This is a genomic window from Streptomyces sp. Act143 (genome assembly GCF_003143935.1).
Taxonomy (GTDB): Bacteria; Actinomycetota; Actinomycetes; order Streptomycetales; family Streptomycetaceae; genus Streptomyces.
In genome coordinates, this window is record NZ_QFRX01000001.1 from 4844407 (window position 1) to 4863729 (window position 19323).

General features: G+C 69.0%; 15 protein-coding genes and 4 tRNA genes. 10 read left to right on the forward strand and 9 right to left on the reverse strand.

Annotated elements, in window-relative coordinates; genetic code table 11:
* Positions 1–72: 72 nt before the first annotated feature.
* Positions 73–2292 (reverse strand): DEAD/DEAH box helicase, encoded by a 2220-nt coding sequence (locus tag DI272_RS21865; RefSeq protein ID WP_109496997.1) that lies wholly within the window; start codon positions 2290–2292, stop codon positions 73–75.
* A 246-nt stretch (positions 2293–2538) separates the two neighbouring features.
* Positions 2539–3072: a hypothetical protein gene (locus DI272_RS45435; protein WP_109496998.1), complete on the reverse strand. Its 534-nt coding sequence runs from the start codon at positions 3070–3072 to the stop codon at positions 2539–2541.
* A gap of 127 nt (positions 3073–3199) precedes the next feature.
* On the opposite strand from DI272_RS45435, the gene DI272_RS21875 reads away from it, so the two are divergent.
* The 8 genes from DI272_RS21875 to DI272_RS44905 all read left to right on the forward strand — a co-directional run bounded on the left by DI272_RS21875 (position 3200) and on the right by DI272_RS44905 (position 10314).
* Positions 3200–3550, forward strand: a complete 351-nt coding sequence (locus DI272_RS21875; protein WP_109496999.1) for a metallopeptidase family protein — start codon at positions 3200–3202, stop codon at positions 3548–3550.
* 142 nt (positions 3551–3692) lie between these two features.
* Positions 3693–5288 (forward strand): metallophosphoesterase, encoded by a 1596-nt coding sequence (locus tag DI272_RS21880; protein WP_109497000.1) that lies wholly within the window; start codon positions 3693–3695, stop codon positions 5286–5288.
* Between the two features lie 79 nt (positions 5289–5367).
* Positions 5368–5440: transfer RNA gene (locus DI272_RS21885), tRNA-Glu, on the forward strand.
* Positions 5441–5478: 38 nt separating this feature from the next.
* Positions 5479–5553: transfer RNA gene (locus tag DI272_RS21890), tRNA-Asp, on the forward strand.
* 23 nt (positions 5554–5576) lie between these two features.
* Positions 5577–5650: transfer RNA gene (locus DI272_RS21895), tRNA-Phe, on the forward strand.
* 157 nt (positions 5651–5807) lie between these two features.
* Positions 5808–9776, forward strand: coding sequence for an ATP-dependent RNA helicase HrpA (gene hrpA / locus DI272_RS21900; RefSeq protein WP_109497001.1), 3969 nt, complete (start codon positions 5808–5810; stop codon positions 9774–9776).
* Positions 9777–9869: 93 nt separating this feature from the next.
* Positions 9870–9944: transfer RNA gene (locus DI272_RS21905), tRNA-Asp, on the forward strand.
* A 178-nt stretch (positions 9945–10122) separates the two neighbouring features.
* Positions 10123–10314 (forward strand): DUF6274 family protein, encoded by a 192-nt coding sequence (locus tag DI272_RS44905; RefSeq protein ID WP_109497002.1) that lies wholly within the window; start codon positions 10123–10125, stop codon positions 10312–10314.
* 493 nt (positions 10315–10807) lie between these two features.
* Here the strand turns inward: DI272_RS44905 and bldC are convergent, their stop codons facing one another.
* Together bldC and DI272_RS21920 are read right to left on the reverse strand one after the other, a co-directional pair.
* Positions 10808–11014: a developmental transcriptional regulator BldC gene (gene bldC, locus DI272_RS21915; RefSeq protein ID WP_003949541.1), complete on the reverse strand. Its 207-nt coding sequence runs from the start codon at positions 11012–11014 to the stop codon at positions 10808–10810.
* Between the two features lie 526 nt (positions 11015–11540).
* Positions 11541–12383 carry a hypothetical protein gene (locus DI272_RS21920; protein ID WP_109497003.1) on the reverse strand — a complete coding sequence of 281 codons (843 nt, stop codon included), beginning with the start codon at positions 12381–12383 and terminating at the stop codon, positions 11541–11543.
* A 222-nt stretch (positions 12384–12605) separates the two neighbouring features.
* Here DI272_RS21920 and DI272_RS21925 point away from each other — a divergent pair, with 222 nt between their 5' ends.
* Positions 12606–13703: a Glu/Leu/Phe/Val dehydrogenase dimerization domain-containing protein gene (locus DI272_RS21925; protein ID WP_109497004.1), complete on the forward strand. Its 1098-nt coding sequence runs from the start codon at positions 12606–12608 to the stop codon at positions 13701–13703.
* A gap of 294 nt (positions 13704–13997) precedes the next feature.
* A complete protein-coding gene (locus DI272_RS21930; RefSeq protein ID WP_109497005.1) occupies positions 13998–14255 on the forward strand; it encodes a DUF3073 domain-containing protein in 258 nt (85 codons plus the stop codon).
* Positions 14256–14333: 78 nt separating this feature from the next.
* On the opposite strand, the gene purM is transcribed toward DI272_RS21930, so the two are convergent.
* The 5 genes from purM to DI272_RS21955 all read right to left on the reverse strand — a co-directional run bounded on the left by purM (position 14334) and on the right by DI272_RS21955 (position 19286).
* Complete coding sequence (gene purM / locus DI272_RS21935; protein WP_109497006.1) at positions 14334–15398, reverse strand: phosphoribosylformylglycinamidine cyclo-ligase; 1065 nt, start codon at positions 15396–15398, stop codon at positions 14334–14336.
* Between the two features lie 33 nt (positions 15399–15431).
* Entirely contained in the window at positions 15432–16961 is a 1530-nt protein-coding gene (gene purF / locus DI272_RS21940; RefSeq protein ID WP_109497007.1) for an amidophosphoribosyltransferase, read from the reverse strand.
* Between the two features lie 71 nt (positions 16962–17032).
* Positions 17033–17791, reverse strand: a complete 759-nt coding sequence (locus tag DI272_RS21945) for an META domain-containing protein (RefSeq protein WP_109497008.1) — start codon at positions 17789–17791, stop codon at positions 17033–17035.
* Between the two features lie 39 nt (positions 17792–17830).
* Positions 17831–18628, reverse strand: a complete 798-nt coding sequence (locus DI272_RS21950; RefSeq protein WP_109497009.1) for a maleylpyruvate isomerase family mycothiol-dependent enzyme — start codon at positions 18626–18628, stop codon at positions 17831–17833.
* Between the two features lie 10 nt (positions 18629–18638).
* On the reverse strand, positions 18639–19286 hold the full coding sequence (locus DI272_RS21955; RefSeq protein WP_109497010.1) for a TetR/AcrR family transcriptional regulator: 648 nt from the start codon (positions 19284–19286) through the stop codon (positions 18639–18641).
* Positions 19287–19323: the final 37 nt, after the last annotated feature.

Here is a 19323-nt window from a genome sequence, read left to right on the forward strand (position 1 = left end):
AGGCCCCGCCGAAACGCCGAAACGCCGAAGGGCCCGCACGACCGAAGTCGTACGGGCCCTTCTCACACTGCGTCAGCCGTTGCGCTTCCAGCGCGGCTTGTCGTCACGGCGACCGAAGGAGGAACCGGAACCGGAGCCGGTGCCACGGTGGTCGTCCCGACGGCCGTACGGACGCTCGTGGCCACCGGAGCGGAAGCCCGGACGGTCGTCACGGCGGTCGCGGTTGAACGGACGGTCGCTGCCACGGTGACCGCCCCGCTCGTCACGGCGCTCGAAGGAACGACCGGCCGGACGGTCGTCACGGCGGAAACCGCCCCGGTCGTTGTCCCGGCGCTCGAAGGAACGCCCACCACGGTCGTCACGACGCTCGTCCCGACGGAAACCGCCCCGGTCGTTGTCCCGGCGGTCGTCACGGCGGAAGCCACCGCGGTCGTTGTCCCGGCGCTCGAAGCCACGGTCACCGCGGTCACGGTTGAAGCCACCACGGTCGTCACGACGCTCGTCCCGACGGAAACCGCCCCGGTCGTTGTCCCGGCGCTCGAAGCCACGGTCACCGCGGTCACGGTTGAAGCCACCACGGTCGTCACGACGCTCGTCCCGACGGAAACCACCGCGGTCGTTGTCCCGACGCTCGAAGGAACGCCCACCACGGTCGTCACGACGGTCATCACGGCGGTCGTCACGACGGAAACCGCCCCGGTCACCCCGCTCACGACGCTCGTACGGCGCCGACGCCTCAGCACGGTCGACGTCCTGCGCGAGGGGCTGCTCGGGCACGGCCACCGCGGCGGCCTCGACGGCGGCCACGGCCTCCGCCTGCGCCTCGGCCACCGCCGCCTCCGGGTCCTCACCGCGGTCGCGGGCGGCCCGGGCGACGAGACGGTCGGCCTCCTCACGCAGCTCGGCGGCACGACGCTGCGCCCGCTCCAGCTGCTTGCTCAGAGAAGCGACCTCACGCTCGGCCTGCTGCGCGGCGTTGCCCGCGGACTCGGCCTGCACCTCGGTCATCGACCGGGCACCGGTGATCTCGGCGACCTCGGGATCGAAGGCGTTGCCGCCCTGGATGATGTGGCGCGAGGCGTCGACGCCCGCGTCCTCCATCAGCCGGAAGATCTGCCGCCGCTGGTGCGGAAGGGACAGCGACACCACGGTGCCGGTACGCCCCGCACGCGCCGTACGGCCGGCCCGGTGCAGATAGTCCTTGTGATCGCCGGCCGGGTCCACGTTCAGCACCAGGTCGATGCCGTCGACATGGATACCGCGCGCGGCGACGTCGGTGGCGACCAGGACGTTGACGTAACCGTCCTTGAAGTCGGCCAGCGTCCGGGTGCGGGCGCCCTGGGTCATGCCGCCGTGCAGCGCGTCGGCCTTCACACCGGACTCGCGCAGCTGCTCAGCGACACGGTCGGCGCCCAGCTGGGTGCGCACGAAGATGATCGTGCGGCCCTTGCGGGAGGCGATGGCAGCGGTGACCGGCGCCTTGTCCTTGGGCTTCACGATGAGGATGTGGTGCGACATGGTCGTCACCGCACCCTGAGCGGCGTCCACCTCATGGCTGACCGGGTCGTTCAGGTAGCGGTCGACCAGCGTCTTGATCTCGTTCTCCATCGTCGCGGAGAAGAGCATGCGCTGACCGCCGGCCGGCACCTGGTCGAGGAGCTCGGTGACCTCGGGCAGGAAGCCCAGGTCGGACATCTGGTCGGCCTCGTCGAGGACCGTGATCTTCACGTCCTCCAGGGAGCAGGCGCCACGGTTGATGATGTCGCGCAGCCGACCGGGCGTGGCGACGAGGATGTCGACGCCGCGCTCCAGGGCGTAGATCTGGTTGCCCATCGACGTACCACCGCAGACGACCTTCATCCGCAGGCCGAGAACATCGCCGTACGGCTGGAGCGCGTCCGCCACCTGCATGGCGAGCTCACGGGTCGGGGTCAGGATGACCGCGCGGGGCTTGTGCTTCTCGGTGCGGCCACCGGCGAGCGTCGCCAGCGTCGGCAGACCGAAGGAGAGGGTCTTGCCGGAGCCGGTACGGCCACGGCCGAGGATGTCCTTGCCGGCCAGGGCGTCCGGGATGGTCGCGGCCTGGATCGGGAAGGGGGAGGTCACACCGTTCTGCGCGAGCTTGCGCACGACGCCCTCGGGAAGACCGAGGTCGGCGAAGGTGACCTCGGGGGTTTTCTCGGCCGACTCGTCGGTGTCGACCGCGTCGACGGTGTCGAGCGCCTCGACCTCGACGGCGTCCTGGTCGCCGTTCTCGGGCAGGACGATGTGATCAGAACTGGAAATGGACATGCGTATGCGAAACCTTCCGGAGTCTCGTCGGCACGCGCCCGTCAACTCCGTGATTCGCAATACGACCGCCTCAATGCGGTCCGCCACGGCAAGGGAGAGTACGCGCCACACGGCGCGCTCTGCGGTGGCGCCGGGCAAATGGGATCAAACGATCTACCACCATACGCACCCTCCACCCCCCGAGGCAAACCGATCCCCCCGGACTAGACGTACATCACATCCGCAGCCCCGCTCCCCCCGCACCCCTCACGCCGGCGACCCCGCCGTCGGCGCCGGCTCCCGCTGCACGAGCTGCGGCTCCGTCTCCGGATGCGCCGAGGACGAAGGCTCAGCCACCGTCGGATCCGAGGACGGAACCGGCGGCTCCGGCGTCGGCGTGGGCGGCTCCGGATCGGGCGTCCTCGTCGGCGTCGGCTGCACTCTCGTGGGAACCACAGGCCCCGGCTTGTCCGGCTTCCCCGGCTTGGGCCTCGCCGAAGCCGACGCATCAACCGCGGCCGACACCGAAGCCGAGGGCGACGCCGACTCCCCGTGACCGCCCGCGCCCTCACCCTCCCCCTTCTCCCCGTGCTTGCCGTCCACGCCCGCCGCCCCGAACCCCGCACCACCACCCGACACCGCCGCCCCACCGTCCGGCGCCTCGCCACCCCGGTGCCCCGCAGAATGCGACGGCTTGACGCTCTTGCCGCCCTCGTCATCACCGACACTCATACAGCCGGCGGCAGCCGCGACGGCCATGACCGTCGCGACCAGACGGACGGGTACGTAGTTGGGGCGCACGGGCAGCCACCTCCGAGGGCGGTTGTTGGAGTCAACCTGTCCAACTCCCGCCGCCCGCAAGAGGACACGCGCCGGCGCCTGCCCGCCCGACCCCACGGATCACTCCCCCGTCCCCGACAATGACCCTGTGCTGGAAATGACGCGCGACGCCTTCGAAGAGCTGGTGGCCGAAGCCCTGGACCAGATCCCACCCGAGCTGACCCGGGTCATGGACAACGTGGCGGTCTTCGTCGAGGACGAACCCCCGGCAGACGACCCCGAACTACTCGGCCTGTACGAGGGCACCCCCCTCACCGAACGCGGCGAGTGGTACGCCGGCGTCCTCCCCGACCGCATCTCCATCTACATGGGCCCAACCCTGCGCTACTGCGAAACCCGCGACGACGTCGTCCACGAAGTCGCCGTCACCGTCGTCCACGAAATCGCCCACCACTTCGGCATCGACGACACCCGCCTGCACGAACTCGGCTGGGGCTGACCGAAAACTCCCCGGACCCGACCCGGAACAAAGCCCCGCGGCCAATCCGAAACGAACACCCCGCCCCCGACCCGGACGCCAGCCCCCGCACACACCCCCGAAGCCCCGCATATCCACCCCCGCGCTTGGGCATACGGCACCAATGGCCCGCGTCCCCGCCGCAGTCCTGAACATCCTGATCCGCATACACCGCACGCCCCGCACCCTCGCCCGGCACTACCGCACCCGCCGCCCCCACCCCACCGTCGAACTCGTCCCCCAGCCACACCCCTGGGGCCGCGCCCTCGGCCTGATCACCGTCGTCCTCCTCGGCGCCTGGCTCGGCCTGCTCATCGTCGGCAACGTCCGCACCCCCGTCGGACCCATGAACACCACGATGACCCTGCGCCCCTCCCTCACCGGCGGCACAAAGATCAACATCTCCCCGCTCGGCGCCCTCCAGCTCGACAGCCACCACGCCCCGGTCCGCCTCGACGTCAACGTCGACCAACTCGACCCCGCCCGCTCCCAAGCCCTCGTCGACCACCCCGAACGCCTCTCCGGCCTCCAGGACGAAGTCGCAAAAGACGTCGAGCACGGCACCCTCGACCTCGCCGTCCGCTCCTGCGTCGCCGTCGTCGCCGGCGCCACCACCCTCGGCCTCGCCGTCTACCGCCGCCCACGCCGCGCCCTCGCCGCCGGCGGCCTCGCCCTGACCCTGCTCGCCGCGTCCGGCGGAACGGCCTACGCCACCTGGAACCCCGACTCGGTCCTCCAGCCGAAATTCTCCGGCCTGCTCTCCTCCGCCCCCTCCCTCGTCGGCAACGCCCGCAACATCGTCACCGAATTCGACGTCTACCAGCAGGAACTCGCCCGCCTGGTGACCAACGTGACCAAGCTCTACGACGTCACCTCCACCCTCCCCGCCTACCAGCCCGACCCCACCACCATCCGCGTCCTGCACGTCTCCGACATCCACCTCAACCCCGCAAGCTGGAAGATCATCGCCTCACTGGTGGAGCAGTACCAGGTGAACGTCATCGTCGACTCCGGCGACACCATGGACCACGGCACCGCCGCCGAGAACGGCTTCCTCGACCCCATCGCCGACCTCGGCGCCCCCTACGTCTGGGTCCGCGGCAACCACGACTCCTCCCTCACCCAGCGCTACCTGCACCACATCAAGAACGTCCACGTCCTCGACGACGGCCGCGCACAGACCGTCGCCGGACTGCGCTTCGCCGGCCTCGGCGACCCCCAGTTCACCCCCGACCGCAGCGAGAAATCCGGCGCCGAGGAAACCCAGGAGGCCGCAGGAACCCGCCTCGCCGCCTCCCTGCGCGCCTCGACGACCGCCGGCAAACCCGTCGACATCGCCGTGATCCACGAACCCTCGGCCGCCCGCGCGGTCGACGGCACCGTCCCCCTCGTCCTCTCCGGCCATCTGCACCGCCAGGACACCGAGGTCATGAAGTACGGCACCCGGCTCCGCGTCGAGGGCTCCACCGGCGGCAGCGGGCTGCGCGCGGTCGAGGGCAAGTACCCGGACCCGATCGAGGCCTCGATCCTCTACTTCGACCGCGACACCCGCCGCCTGCAGGCCTGGGACGCGATCAAACTGGGCGGCCTGGGCCTGACGACGGCCGAGGTCAGCCGCCACCTCCCGGAGGACAACCGACCGGGCGCGACCCCGACACCGACACCGTCCCCGCCCTCCTCCCCGGCGCCGTCACCGACCCCCTCCCGCAGCACTCCCTAAACCGTTTTGGCGATACCTCCCGGCATCCCATATGCTTCTCACGTCCCCGACGCGCTGCGAAGCGCAAGGCGGGCCGATAGCCCTCATCGTCTAGCGGCCTAGGACGCCGCCCTTTCAAGGCGGTAGCACGGGTTCGAATCCCGTTGGGGGCACGCAACACCGTGTGCGACACTGTCGTACGCAACAGCTTGGTCCTGTGGAGCAGTTTGGAGTGCTCGCCACCCTGTCAAGGTGGAGGCCGCGGGTTCAAATCCCGTCAGGACCGCTGAGGTTTCCCTGGAACCTCGTGGCTGGGTAGCTCAGTTGGTACGAGCGATCGCCTGAAAAGCGATAGGTCGCCGGTTCGACCCCGGCCCCAGCCACAGCTAAGGCCCCGATCCCCGGATCGGGGCCTTCTTGTATGTGTCGTAGATCGCTTGCTACGACACGTCCGCTCGGGGAGGTGGGGGGCGGGGTGGGCGGGGTGGGCGGCAAAAGCGTTCGCCAGGAATTTCGCCGGGATGAGATCCTGGATCGCGTATGTCTACGCATCCCGCTTCCGCCCCCGGCGCCTCCGACGCCTCCAGCCTCGGCGCCCTCGCTCCTCGTCTGGCCGAGCTGTCCCTGCGTGACGCGCATCGGATCGGTCGTCGGCTCGAGGGTGCGCGCAAGATCCGTAAGCCGGAGGCCCGTGCCGCCGTGCTCGCCGAGATCGAGGGCGAGGTGGCGAGGGCCGAGGAGCGGATGGCCGGGCGGCGTGCCCGGGTGCCCGCGGTCAGTTATCCCGAGCAGCTTCCGGTCAGCCAGAAGAAGGCCGCGATCGCGGATGCCATCCGTGATCACCAAGTGGTGATCGTGGCCGGTGAGACGGGGTCCGGCAAGACGACGCAGATCCCGAAGATCTGTATGGAGCTGGGGCGCGGGGTGCGCGGCATGATCGGGCACACCCAGCCCCGTCGTATCGCTGCGCGTACCGTTGCCGAGCGGGTCGCTGAGGAGCTGGACACGCCGCTGGGTGAGGCGGTCGGCTGGAAGGTGCGGTTCACCGACCAGGTGAACCCGGATGCCACCTTCATCAAGTTGATGACGGACGGCATTCTGCTCGCCGAGATCCAGACGGACCGCGAGCTGCGTGCCTACGACACGATCATCATCGATGAGGCGCACGAGCGGTCTCTCAACATCGACTTCCTGCTGGGCTATCTGGCGCAGTTGTTGCCGAAGCGGCCGGATCTGAAGGTCGTCATCACTTCCGCGACCATCGATCCGGAGCGGTTCTCCCGGCATTTCGGGGACGCTCCGATCATCGAGGTCAGTGGGCGGACGTATCCGGTGGAGGTGCGGTACAGGCCCCTTCTCGAGGAGGATTCCGAGGACGCGGACCGTGATCAGATCACCGCGATCTGCGATGCCGTCGAGGAGCTTCAGGGTGAGGGCAAGGGGGACATTCTGGTGTTCCTCTCGGGGGAGCGGGAGATCCGTGACACGGCCGACGCGCTGAACAGGAAGAACTACCGGTTCACCGAGGTGCTGCCGCTGTATGCCCGGCTGTCGCATGCCGAGCAGCACCGTGTCTTTCAGCCGCACACCGGGCGCAGGATCGTTCTGGCGACGAACGTCGCCGAGACGTCGTTGACGGTGCCGGGTATCAAGTACGTCATTGATCCGGGGTTCGCCCGTATTTCCCGCTACAGCCATCGCACGAAGGTTCAGCGGCTGCCCATCGAGCCGATCTCGCAGGCCAGTGCCAACCAGCGCAAGGGCCGGTGTGGTCGTACGTCGGACGGTGTCTGTATCCGGCTGTACAGCGAGGATGATTTTCTCGCCCGGCCGGAGTTCACGGACGCGGAGATCCTGCGGACGAACCTCGCGTCCGTGATCCTTCAGATGACTGCGGCTGGTCTCGGTGACATCGAGAAGTTCCCGTTCATCGATCCGCCGGACCACCGCAATATCCGGGACGGTGTGCAGTTGCTCCAGGAGCTGGGTGCGCTGAACCCGGCCGAGAAGGACGCGCGCAAGCGCCTGACGGACACGGGTCGCAAGCTCGCGCAGTTGCCGGTGGATCCGCGCCTTGCCCGGATGGTGCTGGAGGCCGACAAGAACGGCTGTGTGCGGGAGGTCATGGTCATAGCGGCGGCGCTGTCCATTCAGGACCCGCGTGAGCGCCCCGCCGACAAGCAGACCCAGGCTGATCAGCAGCATGCCCGGTTCCGGGACGAGACGAGTGATTTCCTCGCCTATCTGAATCTGTGGCGGTATGTCCGTGAGCAGCAGAAGGAGCGGGGGTCCAGTTCCTTCCGCCGGATGTGCAAGCAGGAGTACCTGAATTTCCTGCGCATCCGTGAGTGGCAGGACATCTATACGCAGCTGCGCACGGTCGCCAAGCAGATGGGGATCCATCTGAACGAGGATGACGCGCCCGAGCAGAGCGTTCATGTGTCGCTTCTCGCCGGCCTTCTGTCCCATGTCGGGATGAAGGACGTGAAGGACGGCAACAAGAACGAGTATCTGGGCGCGCGCAGTGCCAAGTTCGCGATCTTCCCTGGCTCGTCGCTGTTCAAGAAGCAGCCTCGTTTCGTCATGTCGGCGGAGTTGGTGGAGACTTCACGTCTCTGGGCGCGCGTGAACGCGAAGATCGAGCCGGAGTGGGTGGAGCCGCTGGCCGGGCATCTGCTGAAGCGGACGTACTCCGAGCCGCACTGGGAGAAGGACCAGGCCGCGGTGATGGCGTACGAGAAGGTCACGCTGTACGGCGTGCCGATCGTCGCCCAGCGCAAGGTCAACTACGGCCGGATCGACCCGGAGACATCGCGCGAGCTTTTCATTCGCAATGCGCTCGTCGAGGGTGACTGGCGTACGCATCACAAGTTCTACGCCGACAACCGCAAGCTGCTGAGCGAGGTCGAGGAGCTCGAACACCGGGCTCGGCGGCGGGACATCGTGGTCGATGACGACACGCTGTTCGACTTCTACGACCAGCGGGTGCCCGAACATGTCGTCTCCGGCGCGCACTTCGACTCCTGGTGGAAGCGCAAGCGGCAGGAGCAGCCCGATTTCCTGGACTTCGAGCGGGAGATGCTCATCCGGGAGTCGGCGGAGGCGGTCACGAAGGCCGACTACCCGGATGTGTGGCGGCAGGGGCAGCTGAAGTTCCGTGTCACCTATCAGTTCGAGCCGGGTGCGGATGCCGACGGTGTGACGGTGCACGTTCCGCTTCAGGTTCTCAACCAGGTCACGGACGAGGGTTTCGACTGGCAGATCCCGGGCCTGCGGGAGGAGGTGGTGACGGAGCTGATCCGTTCCCTCCCGAAGCCGATCCGCCGCAACTACGTCCCGGCGCCGAACTTCGCCAGGCGTTTCCTGGACACGGCGGTCCCTCTCCAGGAGCCGCTCACGATCACCATGGCCCGTGAGCTGAAGCGCATGGTCGGGGTGCCTTTCGAGGCCGAGGACTTCGACTGGTCGAAGATCCCGGACCATCTCCGCATCACCTTCCGGATCGTCGACGAGCGCCGTCGCAAGCTGGCCGAGGACAAGGATCTGGAGGCGCTGAAGCTCCAGCTGAAGCCGAAGGCGCGGAAGGCCCTGTCGCAGGCCGCGGCGGCCACCGCGGAGCGTCAGGGCGGGGAGTCCCTGGAGCGCGCGGGTCTGGCGGACTGGACGATCGGCACGCTGACGCGGGTCTTCGAGACGCGGCGGGCGGGTCAGCCGGTGAAGGCGTATCCGGCGCTGGTGGACGACGGGGACACGGTCTCGGTCCGGCTGTTCGACACGGAGGCGGAGCAGGCGGAGGCGATGTGGCGGGGCACGCGTCGGCTGATCCTGCGCAACATCCCGGTGAATCCGGCGAAATTCGCGAGCGATCACCTGACGAACGCTCAGAAGCTGGCGCTGTCGGCCAATCCCCACGGCACGGTCCAGGCGCTGTTCGAGGACTGCGCGATGGCGGCGGCGGACAGGCTGATCGGTGACTTCGGGGGTCCGGCGTGGGACGAGGAGTCGTACCGGAAGCTGTACGAGAAGGTGCGCGCGGAGATCGTCGACACGACGGTCCGTACGGTGGGGCAGGTGCAGCAGGTGCTGGCCGCCTGGCAGGCCTGTGAGCGCCGTCTGAAGGCCGTTCGGAGCCCGGCGCTGCTGGCGAACCTGACGGACGTGCGCAAGCAGCTGGATGCCCTTGTGAAGCCGGGTTTCGTGACGGCGACGGGTCTGCGTCGGCTGCCCGACCTCATGCGCTACCTGGTGGCCGCCGACCGCCGTCTGCAGCAGATGCCGACGGCCGTGCAGCGGGACACCACGCGCATGGAGAAGGTGCATGAGATGCAGGACGAGTACGCCTGGCTGCTGGAGCAGATGCCGCAGGGCCGCCCGGTGCCGGCGGCCGTGCTGGACATCCGCTGGATGATCGAGGAGCTTCGGGTGAGCTATTTCGCGCACGCGCTGGGTACGGCGTACCCGATCTCGGACAAGCGGATCGTGAAGGCGATCGACGCGGCGGTGCCGTAACCGTCTCTGTACGTTGGGTGAGTTCGCGCAGGGGGCTCACCCTCCTGTACAGTCCTTCTCGCAGCGCAACGCACGAATGGCGCGGCGAAACCTGGTCCTGTGGAGCAGTTTGGAGTGCTCGCCACCCTGTCAAGGTGGAGGCCGCGGGTTCAAATCCCGTCAGGACCGCAGTGAGTGGCCCGGATCTTCGGATCCGGGCCTCTTTGCGTTTGCCGACCAGGTGGACGTCTCCTGACTCAGTCGTCCGCAGTCGTTCTCAGTCGCCCCATGCCGTCTTGACGGCGTCACATTCGCTCGGTACCCAGAAACCAGGGCCCGTTCCCTCTGTGGCCCCTGGAGGTGGCGTATGGCGGCTTCGGTCAGGCACGAGACGCGGGCGCTGCTCCGTGCGCACCTGTCGGCCGCTTCCTCCTATCGCCATCTGACGCGTCACTGCCCGATCTGCCATCAGTTGCTGCGGCTGGCGATGGATTCCCCGCCGCGTGCCGCGGAGGGGGCCGACGGGCCGGCGGGGGACGAAAGTCCCGCCGACGCGTGACCATCGGCGGCCCCAACACCCGTACGGGCGTGGGACGCTGGAACGCGAGCCTCCTCTAGCGCACGGGCGGCCGCGGCAACAAGGACTCTGGCATGTGACGGGAGTCACCGCATGAGTTTCTGGAACCGCGGTACTTACACCTCGCCTACAACTGGTCAATTTAATATGTGCAATTGCACCAGTCGGGAGGGGGAGCCGACGGTTCCACGGGCCGCCCGCGGGGGCGCCGTCCACAGGAGATCCGACACCCCTCCCCAGACTCCGACAAGCCCGCTCACAGGGCTGTGGGCGGGGCGGTCCGGGCGCACAAAAAAGATCGCGCTGGACCCGGCGGAGTCCAGCGCGATCGACGACGCACCCTGTGAGGTTCTGGGATGAGCTCGGGCGAGGGTCCCGTTGGGGCGGAACCCGCGTCGCTTGGAGCTTTTGAAGCGGTGTCACGGGCGTATCGGCACGTTGGGGGACCTGCCGGTTTGCCCGTTATTCAGTTGGTTCAGGCCTCGCTGCGCTGCTGCGGGATGCCCGCGAGCAGTGCACGGACCTCCGCCTCGCGGTAGCGGCGGTGCCCGCCGAGCGTGCGGATGGACGTAAGCTTCCCGGCCTTCGCCCACCGCGTGACCGTCTTCGGGTCCACGCGGAACATGGTGGCGACCTCAGCCGGGGTCAGCAGCGGCTCGGCATCAGGGGTGCGAGCGGTCATGAGCGGCCTCCTCGGGAGAACCGAACCTTCTCGGTTCTTTCCTCTAAATTCTGCACCTTGACCCGCGTTGCCCGAAATGGCGGACGCGAGTCGAGTCGGTTATAGGACGAACGGCTTGTCCTCGGCACTACAACTACACCATCTGTCCAGCCGCGTCGGCCAAACCGATGGAATTGCCCCCCAGGTGTTCATCGGGCGACAGACGCCGATGGACCATGCCATAGCGGACAGTCACGCCACTGTGACGATCAGTCACAGAGCGATCAGGAGTCACCAGACCCCCCAAAGCGGAACCTCCCCCGGGCCCCTTGTCCTATTTTGGCATGAGGAGGGGGAAGAGACGCAAGGGCCAGGTACGTGCGGTCCATCACGCTTGACCGCGCTTGAGCCTCAGTTGAGATGAACGCCCGGATCGTGACGTACGTCCCATGTCGGGATCGCCTCAAGTGGCGCAGGCAACTCAGTGCGAGGACAAAACCCCAAAACGAGCGTCACGTCAAACACCCGTTCGTGACCTGAGCCGCGCTCAGTTCGCCGAGCGCCGGTCCCTGACCGACCGCCAGCGCTCCACCAGACGCCCGTATGCCTCCCCGGCGGCGGCCCCGTCGCCCCGTCGCAGCGCCTCGATGCCCTCGGCCACGTCCGCCGCCGAGTGGTCGTCCTCCAGCTCGCCGGCCGGCAGCGTGTGCACCAGGCCGCCGTAGTCCAGCTCGACCAGCGAGCGCGGATGGAACTCCTCCAGCCAACGCCCCACGTCCACCAGGCCGTCGATGAGCGGCCCCTCGTCGAGGGTGTCCTTCAGGGTCCGCAGGGCCCGCGCCACCCGGCGCCGCGCCTGCACCATCGGCGTCCGGTAGCGCAGCATCGCCGGGATCTCCCCCGACCCCTTGTCGAAGGACCGCTCCTCGTCGCCGACCAGCACGAACCAGTGCAGCGGCACCTGCCAGGTCGAGGAGCGGATCCAGGGGCGGGCGTCCGGGTTCCGGATCAGCCAGCGCTCGTAGTCCCGCGCCGCCTGCTGCCGTACGACCTCCGGCAGCACCGCGTCCAGGACCTGCTTCGGCAGCTCCTCGGCCAGCTCCCCCAGCGCCTGCCAGCCGCGCAGCCGGGTCCGCCAGGGGCAGACGCAGACCACGCCGTCCACGTCCAGCACGAAGGCGTCGCTGCTCTCGTGCACCGGCACCGCGACCGGCGGGGTGGGCAGCAAGTCGGCCAGGGAGCGGCGCAGTTCGTCCTGGTACGAGGGCCGGTCGGGACGGCGGGCGTAGCGCGCCCAGTGGCTGCGCTCCGGCTCCGGGAAGGCGGCCAGCGGCTCGTACACGCGGAGATAGGTCGGATACGGGACGACCACCGAGGACACCTTGGGCACGCCTGCTCCCTCCCCCTCCCGCTGCCAGGAAAACCTGCGGAACCCGCTCACAAACGGGCGGGAAATCTATGCAAATCGTCGCACGGGGGTACTCCGTGGGTAGGTGATCCTGAGCACGGCGAGGTGGAGGGGTCCGGTCAGGCTCTAATGTCGTGCCCACAGCGCCCGCCACCCTTACGGGAGCTGGTCCCGACCGCCGCTACGCATCCAGGAGTCACCACAGTGACCGAAGTATCAGCCGGCGTCCTGCACACCCTGTTCCACTCGGACCAGGGCGGTCATGAGCAAGTCGTGCTCTGCCAGGACCGTGCCAGCGGACTCAAGGCCGTCATCGCCCTCCACTCCACCGCGCTGGGCCCCGCACTCGGCGGCACGCGCTTCTACCCGTACGCGACCGAGGAGGAGGCCGTCGCCGACGCCCTGAACCTCGCGCGCGGGATGTCGTACAAGAACGCCATGGCCGGCCTGGACCACGGCGGCGGCAAGGCCGTGATCATCGGCGACCCGGACCGCGACAAGTCCGAGGAGCTGCTCCTCGCGTACGGCCGGTTCGTCGCCTCGCTCGGCGGGCGCTACGTCACGGCGTGCGACGTCGGTACGTACGTCGCCGACATGGACGTCGTAGCGCGCGAGTGCCGCTGGACGACCGGGCGTTCGCCGGAGAACGGCGGCGCGGGCGACTCCTCCGTGCTGACCGCGTTCGGCGTCTACCAGGGCATGCGGGCCTCCGCCGAGCACCTGTGGGGCGACCCGTCGCTGGCCGGCCGGAAGATCGGCATCGCGGGCGTCGGCAAGGTCGGCCACCACCTGGTGACCCACCTGCGCGAGGAAGGCGCCGAGGTCGTCATCACGGACGTCCGCGAGGAGGCCGTGGGCCGCATCCTGGCGGCGCACCCGACGGGCGTGACGGCCGTCGCCGACACCGCCACCCTGATCCGCGCCGAGGGCCTGGACATCTACGCCCCCTGCGCGCTGGGCGGCGCCCTCAACGACGACACGGTGCCGGCGCTGACGGCGAAGATCGTCTGCGGCGCGGCCAACAACCAGCTCGAACACCCGGGTGTGGAGAAGGACCTCGCCGACCGCGGCATCCTCTACGCGCCGGACTACGTGGTGAACGCGGGCGGGGTCATCCAGGTCGCCGACGAGCTGCACGGTTTCGACTTCGACCGGTGCAAGGCGAAGGCCGCGAAGATCTACGACACCACGCTCGCCATATTCGCACGTGCGAAGGCGGACGGTATCCCGCCGGCCGCGGCGGCCGACCGGATCGCCGAGCAGCGGATGCACGAGGCGGCGGTGGCGCGCCGGGCGCGCTGACCGTCGTCACCGGGGTGTGACCGGTACCCGTCGGCGGGCACTTAGAGAGAACTCTCACGTCCGTCGGCGGGTCGGCCGCCAAGAAGTGGTTAAAATCGCGGTTGACCAGCGAGGACAGGGCACCTCGCGGGTTCTGGGGCCGGGCACGTCCTGCGGGCGACGTACCGTATGGGCGCGGGCTCAGGTACCGTGGAAGCCCTACGGACCGGTCTCTCCACGGAGAGCCCGTTCCAGATCATGAACGCGTGTCAAGACTCTGGGGCCGTCGAGCCCCGTCACCGAGGGGGTCGAGCCATGGGGCGCGGCCGGGCCAAGGCCAAGCAGACGAAGGTCGCCCGCCAGCTGAAGTACAACAGCGGCGGGACTGACCTGTCGCGTCTGGCCAGCGAGCTGGGCGCTTCGACTTCGAGCCAACCGCCGAACGGCGAGCCGTTCGAGGACGACGAGGACGAAGACGACCCGTACGCCGAGTACGCGAGTCTCTACAACGACGACGATGAGGACGAGGACGACGAGTCCGGTCCTTCGTCGCAACATCGCCGCGGCGCTTGACGCACTAGCTGTGCTTGACCCGGTCCGGGGTGGTCCACACCACCGGACCGGGTTTTGCGCTGCCCGTCAGCGGCCTTGTCAGGCGTAGTCCCCGACCAGCTCCGCGCCCGTGGCGTGGTCGCCGCGGTCGGTGATCTCGCCGGCGACCCAGGCCTCGACCCCGCGGTCGGCGAGCGTGGCGAGGGCCACGTCCGTGGACTCCTCGGGGACGATCGCGATCATGCCGACGCCCATGTTGAGGGTCTTCTCCAGCTCCAGGCGCTCGACCTGACCCGTCTTGCCGACGAGGTCGAAGATCGGGGCCGGGGTCCAGGTGGAGCGGTCGACGATCGCGTGCAGGTCGTCGGGGATCACGCGGGCCAGGTTGGCGGCGAGACCACCACCGGTGATGTGCGAGTAGGCGTGCACGTCGGTGGTGCGCATCAGCGCCAGGCAGTCCAGCGAGTAGATCTTGGTGGGCTCCAGGAGCTCCTCGCCGAGGGTGCGGCCGAGCTCGTCGATCCGTGCGTCCAGGGACAGCTTCGCCTGGTTCAGCAGGACGTGCCGGACGAGCGAGTACCCGTTCGAGTGAAGACCGGAGGCCGCCATGGCGATGACCGCGTCACCCGTACGGATGCGATCCGGGCCGAGGAGCCGGTCGGCCTCCACCACGCCCGTACCGGCGCCGGCGACGTCGAAGTCATCCGGGCCCAGCAGGCCGGGGTGTTCGGCCGTCTCGCCGCCGACCAGGGCGCAGCCGGCGAGCACACAGCCCTCGGCGATGCCCTTGACGATGGCGGCGACCCGCTCGGGGTGGACCTTGCCGACGCAGATGTAGTCGGTCATGAACAGCGGCTCGGCGCCGCACACCACGATGTCGTCCATGACCATCGCGACCAGGTCGTGGCCGATCGTGTCGTAGACGCCCAGCTGGCGGGCGATGTCCACCTTGGTGCCCACGCCGTCGGTGGCGGAGGCGAGCAGGGGACGCTCGTAGTTCTTGAGGGCGGAGGCGTCGAAGAGGCCGGCGAAACCGCCGAGGCCGCCGAGGACCTCGGGGCGCTGCGTCTTCTTCACCCACTCCTTCATCAGCTCTACGGCGCGGTCGCCCGCCTCGATGTCGACGCCCGCGGCTGCGTAGCTGGCACCAGTTGTCTCAGACATGACGGTGAGAACTTTCGTGTCGTACTGCAGGGCTTACGGGCGACGGATCGCGTCGGCCGCCGCCGTGGCTGCCGGACCGGCGGCCAGTTCGGTCTCCAGGAGCTGCTTGCCGAGCAGCTCGGGGTCCGGGAGCTCCATCGGGTACTCGCCGTCGAAGCAGGCGCGGCACAGGTTCGGCTTGGCGATGGTGGTCGCCTCGATCATGCCGTCGATGGAGATGTACGCCAGGGAGTCGGCGCCGAGCGAGGTGCCGATCTCGTCGATGGTCATGCCGTTGGCGATGAGCTCCGCGCGGGTGGCGAAGTCGATGCCGAAGAAGCAGGGCCACTTGACCGGCGGCGAGGAGATCCGGATGTGGACCTCGGCGGCGCCCGCCTCGCGGAGCATGCGGACCAGGGCGCGCTGGGTGTTGCCGCGCACGATCGAGTCGTCGACGACGACCAGGCGCTTGCCCTTGATGACTTCCTTCAGCGGGTTCAGCTTCAGGCGGATACCGAGCTGCCGGATCGTCTGGGAGGGCTGGATGAACGTACGGCCGACGTAGGCGTTCTTCACCAGGCCCGCGCCGAACGGGATGCCGGAGGCTTCCGCGTAGCCGATGGCGGCCGGGGTGCCGGACTCCGGAGTCGCTATGACCAGGTCGGCGTCGACGGGGGCTTCCTTCGCCAGCTTGCGGCCCATCTCCACGCGGGAGAGGTACACGTTGCGGCCGGCGATGTCGGTGTCGGGGCGGGCCAGGTACACGTACTCGAAGACGCAGCCCTTGGGCTTCGCTTCCGCGAATCGGGAGGTGCGCAGGCCGTTCTCGTCGATGGCGACGAACTCGCCCGGCTCGATCTCGCGGACGTAGGACGCGCCGCAGATGTCGAGGGCGGCGGACTCCGAGGCGACGACCCAGCCCCGCTCCAGGCGGCCGAGGACCAGCGGGCGGATGCCCTGCGGGTCGCGGGCGGCGTAGAGGGTGTGCTCGTCCATGAAGACGAGGGAGAACGCGCCGCGCACCTGCGGGAGGACCGTGTGAGCGGCCTCCTCGATGGTCAGCGGCTTGCCGTCCTCGTCGACCTGGGCCGCGAGGAGCGCGGTGAGCAGGTCGGTGTCGTTGGTGGCCGCGACGCGGGTCGAGCGGCCGTTGGTGTCCTTCGGGAGGTCGGCGACCATCTCGGCGAGCTGCGCCGTGTTGACCAGGTTGCCGTTGTGGCCGAGCGCGATCGAGCCGTGCGCGGTGGCACGGAACGTCGGCTGGGCGTTCTCCCACACGGAGGCGCCGGTGGTCGAGTAGCGGGCGTGTCCGACCGCGATGTGACCCTGGAGCGAACCGAGAGAGGTCTCGTCGAAGACCTGGGACACGAGGCCCATGTCCTTGAAGACGAGGATCTGGGAGCCGTTGCTGACCGCGATACCCGCGGATTCCTGGCCCCGATGCTGGAGGGCGTAGAGCCCGAAGTACGTGAGCTTTGCGACCTCTTCGCCCGGAGCCCAGACACCGAAGACGCCACACGCGTCCTGGGGGCCTTTCTCGCCGGGGAGCAGATCGTGATTGAGTCGACCGTCACCACGTGGCACGTCCCCGAGTGTAGGCGAGGTCGACCACTGGTCCGAATTGGGGAATGGCCGGTGGACGCCCCGGTCATGGATCACCCGACGGCGACGGCCTTGGCAGTTTTTCCGTTTTCGCTGGTCAGCGAGAGGGAGCGGTGATCCAGTTTGTACTTCACCGTGCTGTCGAAGAGGCCCAGCAGGCTCTTCTCCGTCTTCATGAGTGAGGTGTCGCACACCATTCGGGTAGTGGCCGGCGCGCCCAGGGTGATATGCCCGTCGCTGACCGTGGCGGTCGCGGTGACCCTGTTGCAGCCGAGGCTGCCGGTGACCTTCCCGGTCTTCTTGTCGAAGCTCAGGTGGGCGTCGCCGGTGGGGCCGGGTGCGGTGATGCCCCATTTCGTGCCGTACAGCGGGGCGTCCGGTTCCTTGGCCAGGCGGACCGTGTCACCGGTGTCGGTGGTGAGGGTGAGCCGGTCGCCGGTGACGTCGGTCTTCAGGGCGCCGTCGGCCAGGGTGCGGGCGAGGGTCTCCTCGAAGGCCATGGGCCGCTTCTCGCAGGCCATCTCCGTGGTGGTGGTGTCGCTGAGCCGGAGGGCGTCGTCCTCGAAGGTGACCTTGGCGGTGAAGTGGTTGCAGCCGTAGTTGCCGGCCGCCCTGCCGTCCTCGATCGTGACGTTCGCTCCGGTGGGGGCCCGGTGGGTGGTGCCGTCCACGGTGACGCTGTCGACGCTCCAGTGGACGCCGGTGACGGGCGGTTCGGCGCTCACCGCACCGCCGTCGGCCTGCTCGGTTCCGCAGGCCGCGGCGAGCGGGAGGACGGTCAGGACGGCGAGGGTCATTCGCTGGGTGTCCATGCCGGTGGGACGGGTGGGACGCAGGGCGGGTTCCCTCGGTCACCCCATCAGGGGCAGCAGCCCGCCGAGGTCAGCCCGCTCCCCGCTCGCGCTCACCTTGGCGTCCGCCACGGCGTCCTGCCAGGTCACCCGCCCGGTCGCGAGCCGGACCCAGGTCAGCGGGTCGGTCTCGACGACGTTCGGCGGGGTGCCGCGGGTGTGCCGGAGGCCCTCGACGCACTGGACGACGGCGTACGGGGGGATGCGCACCTCGGTCGAGCCGCCGGGTGCCTTCGCGGCGAGGGTGTCGGCGAGGAACCGGGTGCAGGCGGCCAGGGCCTGGCGGTCGTGGGGGATGTCGAGGCCGGGGACGGCGGCGTTCAGGTCGTCGGTGTGGACGACGAGTTCGACGGTGCGGGTGACCAGGTAGTCGGCGAGGGTCATGGCGCCGGTGCGGCTGCCGATGAGGCGGTCCTCGGGGGCCTGGTCGAGGCTCGCGGTGAAGCGGTCCTCGGTGCGGGCGTAGAGGGCGTCGAGGTCGGGGTTGTCCTGCGCGAGCTGCCGGGTGCCGTCGTCGATGTCGGCGCCCCTGGAGGCGGTGGTGGCGGGCCAGTCCAGGAGGTCGAGGGCGCGCTTCGGCGGTTCCTCCAGGGCGAGGGCGTTGCTGATGGCCTCGACGGCCATGGTGAGGTGGGCGGCGAGGTCGCGGACGGTCCAGTCGCCGAGGCGGGTGGGGGCGGCCAGTTGCTCGGGGGTGAGGGTGCGTACGGCCTGTCGTACGTGTCCGAACTGGGTGAGCACCGCGGTGCGGATCTTGGCGGGGTCGTAGCTGCGCGCGCGCTTCTTGGCCGGTGGCATGGGGGTCAGCCTAGGCCGGTCGGACGGCGTACCCGGCGAGGCCCTGCTCGACCAACGCGAAGGCCCGCTCGGCCCGTTCGGCGGCGTCGGCGGCGACCTCGTCCACGCTCTCGCCGGCGTCGATGCGCAGGTGGTGCTCCTCGACCAGCGCCTGGCGGACGGAGGTGAGGGTGGAGGCGGCGATCAGGGCGAGGGTGCGGTCGCCGGTCTCCTCGGTGAGCAGCTCGGCGAGGGCGAGGGCGCCCTTCTCGGCCGACACGTAGGCGCGGTCGCGCAGCACCGGCGTTGCCATGATCACCGAGCGGATGCGGCGTGCGAAGGGTTCGGCGTGCAGGCCGATCGAGGGGTCGCGGCCCTCGATCAGCTCCAGGAACTGCCGGCGTACGGCCGCCACGGCGGACTCGCCCGGCTTGCGTTCGCGCACGGCGCGGGCGGGGTCGTGGAAGTGCTCCTCCATCGGCTTGAAGACCAGGTCCTCTTTCGTGCCGAAGTAGTTGAAGACGGTCATCTTGGAGACTTCGGAGGCGTCGGCGATCTCCTGCACGGAGACGGCGTCGAAGCCCTTCTCGTCGAACAGCGCCACCGCGGTGCGGTAGATCCGCAGCGCGGTCTGGAGCTTCTTGCGCTCGCGCAGTCCCATGCCCTCAGCAAAAGCCATGGCCTCACTGTACCAAGATGAAATTTGAGCCGAGATA

Coding starts and splice junctions, on each gene's coding strand:
- DI272_RS21865 (WP_109496997.1), bottom strand. CDS start 2,292: ATGTCCATTTCCAGTTCTGATCACATCGTCCTGCCCGAGAACGGCGAC.
- DI272_RS21880 (WP_109497000.1), top strand. CDS start 3,693: ATGGCCCGCGTCCCCGCCGCAGTCCTGAACATCCTGATCCGCATACAC.
- hrpA (WP_109497001.1), top strand. CDS start 5,808: ATGTCTACGCATCCCGCTTCCGCCCCCGGCGCCTCCGACGCCTCCAGC.
- DI272_RS44905 (WP_109497002.1), top strand. CDS start 10,123: ATGGCGGCTTCGGTCAGGCACGAGACGCGGGCGCTGCTCCGTGCGCAC.
- bldC (WP_003949541.1), bottom strand. CDS start 11,014: ATGACCGCTCGCACCCCTGATGCCGAGCCGCTGCTGACCCCGGCTGAG.
- DI272_RS21930 (WP_109497005.1), top strand. CDS start 13,998: ATGGGGCGCGGCCGGGCCAAGGCCAAGCAGACGAAGGTCGCCCGCCAG.
- purM (WP_109497006.1), bottom strand. CDS start 15,398: ATGTCTGAGACAACTGGTGCCAGCTACGCAGCCGCGGGCGTCGACATC.
- DI272_RS21945 (WP_109497008.1), bottom strand. CDS start 17,791: ATGGACACCCAGCGAATGACCCTCGCCGTCCTGACCGTCCTCCCGCTC.
- DI272_RS21950 (WP_109497009.1), bottom strand. CDS start 18,628: ATGCCACCGGCCAAGAAGCGCGCGCGCAGCTACGACCCCGCCAAGATC.
- DI272_RS21955 (WP_109497010.1), bottom strand. CDS start 19,286: ATGGCTTTTGCTGAGGGCATGGGACTGCGCGAGCGCAAGAAGCTCCAG.